The organism is Peribacillus tepidiphilus, assembly GCF_009466385.1.
Classification (GTDB): domain Bacteria; phylum Bacillota; class Bacilli; order Bacillales; family DSM-1321; genus Bacillus_BN; species Bacillus_BN tepidiphilus.
The window spans coordinates 1-2228 of sequence record NZ_WIAQ01000058.1; the positions used below are offsets into that span (position 1 = coordinate 1).

2 protein-coding genes, 2 rRNA genes and 2 pseudogenes are annotated in these 2228 nt (G+C 37.1%); 4 read left to right on the forward strand and 2 right to left on the reverse strand.

Translation table 11 applies throughout. The features are described from left to right. Positions 1–472: 472 nt before the first annotated feature. The 4 genes and pseudogenes from GD441_RS16705 to GD441_RS16720 form a co-directional block, all read left to right on the forward strand. A pseudogene (locus GD441_RS16705) lies at positions 473–607 on the forward strand (GNAT family N-acetyltransferase); the annotation flags it as partial. A 229-nt stretch (positions 608–836) separates the two neighbouring features. Continuing rightward, positions 837–914: pseudogene (locus GD441_RS16710) on the forward strand (recombinase family protein); the annotation flags it as partial. A gap of 323 nt (positions 915–1237) precedes the next feature. After that, entirely contained in the window at positions 1238–1462 is a 225-nt protein-coding gene (locus GD441_RS16715) for a hypothetical protein (RefSeq protein WP_153127516.1), read from the forward strand. Beyond that, positions 1450–1644, forward strand: coding sequence for an HAD hydrolase-like protein (locus GD441_RS16720; RefSeq protein ID WP_338091725.1), 195 nt, complete (start codon positions 1450–1452; stop codon positions 1642–1644). The genes GD441_RS16715 and GD441_RS16720 overlap by 13 nt, the downstream gene beginning before the upstream one ends. Positions 1645–1777: 133 nt before the next feature. On the opposite strand, the gene rrf is transcribed toward GD441_RS16720, so the two are convergent. Then, positions 1778–1893 (reverse strand): 5S ribosomal RNA (rrf, locus tag GD441_RS16725). 84 nt (positions 1894–1977) lie between these two features. Next, a 23S ribosomal RNA gene (locus GD441_RS16730) occupies positions 1978–2228 on the reverse strand; the annotation flags it as partial.

Below are 2228 nucleotides of genomic sequence, written 5' to 3' on the forward strand. Positions count from 1 at the left end.
GTTTTATAAGCATCGAATCTCTTCGTCAGCTTCGCTCGCTCACGTCCTCATTTATGAATAATAAACTCCGGCGTTCGCTTGCTTTGCTTCCTCGACCTTCTCGCTTCTAAAACTTTTTTCGTTTTAAAAGAGAGAAAATCCGATTCTCAACTTCATCCTTTTCGAGCTTGACTTGCTCATAAATTTGTGTTGCTTAAAAGCAACTAGAATTAACGTTGACGTATTGTTTTGTTTAGTTTTCAAAGTGCAATTTCTAGTGTCTGTCGCCCAGAAGCGACTTTATTAATATATCACGTAATCATTTTCTTTGTCAACAACTTTTTTCATTTTTTAATAGAATGATAAACACTTTATTAGTGTTGTTAACTCAAATTAACGTGCAATAAAGATAATAACACTGACACTTTTTATAGTCAAGTGTTAATTTTTTTGGTCAAAGGATGTGGCAATTATTAATAAGAATTCTTTATTATCCTTTAATCTCTTTCAAGTATTTCGCGGTTCTCTTCAAAGTGCTTTCATCGGTTATTTTTTAGACAAAAAACATAATGATAAAGGATATACTACAGAAGCTGTTCAGTTAATTGTTGAATATTCTTTTAATATTAGTGTAGGGATAAATAAACGAACCTTATTGCTAACCATTTTATTTGGAATTTCCGCGATCTTATATCGCGCTACAGAAACAGGAGGTTTAGGATATTTGGGTATGATGCTTCTTCAGATCATTTGTTTTGTGGGAATTTGGGCGAAACGAAAAGAACTGTTTAACATAGTTTCCACGCAGTAGGAAATGTGGAAAGCATTACAGGAGCTACCTTGCACGTTTTGTACTTCCTGGAGATACACTGGTTGTCTGGAGACTAGATAGATTAGGTCGTAATATACAGCATCTCATCCTGAAAAATGATTAATTCACGACTCCTATGGCGTGGCAGAAGATCAAAAAATATCTCAATTTTTATTTGATTTAATAGTTTTTATAGTTGTAGACATAATCATAGGTGGTATAAAATGGTTATCCCATGAAGCTAAATGAATATTTAAAAAAGTTGAACAAACGCTGGTACTGGGCCATTTTAGATTATTTTTAGAAATCGTTTGGTATCCAAGTAAACCATTAACTAATATATACATCGGTATCCCAGATAAAGTAGGCCCCACACGCCAAGGATTCAGAGCAAGTTATATCACAATGAAGTTTTTAGAAGAAGTGATGAACCAACCGGGATGACCTGTGGAATTAAAGCGGTTTTGGTTAAAAGCTTCTGACCATTTAAATCCGTTTTATGGTGAAATGAGACAGGGACAAAACCCTATAGATGGAACGTGGTGGAGAGGTCTACCTAAAAAGTTAGGAAATGCTGCGATTTTAGAAAAGCCTTATATTGATCTATGGCCGGATTTTGTCAAAGAAGCTAAACAAACCGAAGGCATTGGTTCTTTGTCATGTCTATATTAGTTGGTGAATTGGATATTACTGAGATACCTTGGGAAGGCTTACTTCGAGATTACATAAGTCTATTTAAGAATAATTGCGTCCCTTTTCCTAATCTTCATAGTATGTTAGAGGAATTAAGAAGTAACAACCTTATTTTAGGAATCATTACAAATGGAATAAGGCCATTTCAGATGATAATATAAAGGCTTTAGGTATTGAAAAGTATTTTGAAACTATTTTAGTGTCTGAATGGAAAGGAATAAAAAAAACTGATCCCAAAATATTTAAGAGAGCCCAAATAAAAAAGACCAGCCTTATCAGCTGATCTTTTCTTTTGCCCGGCAACGTCCTACTCTCACAGGGGGAAACCCCCAACTACCATCGGCGCTGAAGAGCTTAACTTCCGTGTTCGGTATGGGAACGGGTGTGACCTCTTCGCCATCGTCACCGAGCCTACTTTGTATTAAGGAACTATTCATTCCTTCAAAACTAGATAACAGAAGGTTTTTTGCGCAAAACACGTTTTAATGATTCATTTGGTTAAGTCCTCGATCGATTAGTATCAGTCAGCTCCACATGTCGCCACGCTTCCACCTCTGACCTATCAACCTGATCATCTTTCAGGGATCTTACTAGCTTGACGCTATGGGAAATCTCATCTTGAGGGGGGCTTCATGCTTAGATGCTTTCAGCACTTATCCCGTCCGCACATAGCTACCCAGCGATGCCTTTGGCAAGACAACTGGTACACCAGCGGTGCGTCCATCCCGGTCCTCTCGTACTAAGG

Bases quoted from the DNA above. Each gene is read 5' to 3' on its own strand.
- GD441_RS16720 (WP_338091725.1), top strand. From the start codon at position 1,450: ATGTCTATATTAGTTGGTGAATTGGATATTACTGAGATACCTTGGGAA.